Source organism: Halorubrum sp. SS7 (assembly GCF_005435055.1).
In the GTDB taxonomy this organism is placed as follows: Archaea; Halobacteriota; Halobacteria; order Halobacteriales; family Haloferacaceae; genus Halorubrum; species Halorubrum salinarum.
Genome location: NZ_SGXV01000131.1, coordinates 1 through 983, shown reverse-complemented (window position 1 = coordinate 983; position 983 = coordinate 1). Strand labels below are relative to the sequence as shown.

Below are 983 nucleotides of genomic sequence, written 5' to 3'. Positions count from 1 at the left end.
ACCGTCTCGTAGGGGACGTACGGCCGCTTCGCGCGGCCGTCCGCCTCGAAGTGGACGATCTCGTAGTCGGCCAACAGCGACAGGTCGTCGTGGACGACGTGGACGTCGCGGTCGAGCCGGTCCGCCAGCGCGCGGATGCTCTCGGGCGGGCGCTCCATGACGGCTTCTAAGAGCTCCATCCGGCGGTCCGTGAGCAACTGGCGGAGCCGCGCACGGTCCTCGAAGTTGACCACGTGCGGGACCGCCTCGCCGTCCTCCCAGCGCTCGGCGCGCTCGATCGCTGCCGCCTGTGCCTGTTCTGCCGGCAGCGACGTGATTCGGAGCGTCGAGGGGTACTCGGCATCGTTCGGGTCAGGAGTAAATTCGTCGTGGGTGGGGTGGGTGTCAGTTGGTTCGTCGGTCATGGATGTCGTTCACCTCGGCTTGGAAGTCGGTGATCAGGTCGGCGAGACCGGTGAAGTCCAGTTTGGTGACTTCTCCCGTGTGCGTGTGCCGACGATGTCGCCCGATGTCTCGGTGGTGCGGCGCGTTGTCGTAGCGGAGGAGCGTGTCGCCGTCATCGTCCATGTACTGGAGGCTGTACTTCACCCCCTCCGGGTACTCCTCGTTTTCCGGGACCCGCCACGCGACCATCTCGTACCGGCTGCCGTCCGGTTTCTCCGACGCCTCCCGATACACGACCGTGGCAGGCATCGGCTTTGTACGTTGTGGTACGACCACAACTGTGTTACCGCTTTTCGTTGTGTTTCAAGTACAACAAATTGGCATTGGTCCCGATTCATAACCGAACCCGGACGACGCCGTCTGTCGGGGTTCCTATCGATCCTCGTCCGGCTCCGCGGCGAGCGCCTCGTCGCGGAGTTCGCGGCAGCGCTCGCCCGTGATCTCGAGTTCGGGGACGGGCGTCGGGTTCCCCTCGGCGTCGACGGCGACAAACACGAAGTACGACTCCGTGGTGAGCTCGCGCTCGCCCGTGCGCGGCG

Annotated in this window: 2 protein-coding genes and 1 pseudogene; all 3 read right to left on the bottom strand. The window is 65.3% G+C overall.

The features are described 5' to 3' along the window. Positions 1 to 404: transcriptional regulator (locus EXE44_RS17105; protein WP_137717986.1), on the bottom strand; the 404-nt coding region annotated here is incomplete at its 3' end. Further along, positions 385 to 693: a DUF6516 family protein gene (locus tag EXE44_RS17100; RefSeq protein ID WP_092920751.1), complete on the bottom strand. Its 309-nt coding sequence runs from the start codon at positions 691 to 693 to the stop codon at positions 385 to 387. The genes EXE44_RS17100 and EXE44_RS17105, both read right to left, overlap by 20 nt. Before the next feature lie 123 nt (positions 694 to 816). Continuing rightward, positions 817 to 983: pseudogene (locus EXE44_RS21595) on the bottom strand (acyl-CoA thioesterase); the annotation flags it as partial.

Excerpts from the sequence above, each read along its gene's own strand:
- EXE44_RS17100 (WP_092920751.1), bottom strand. The coding sequence starts at position 693 with ATGCCTGCCACGGTCGTGTATCGGGAGGCGTCGGAGAAACCGGACGGC.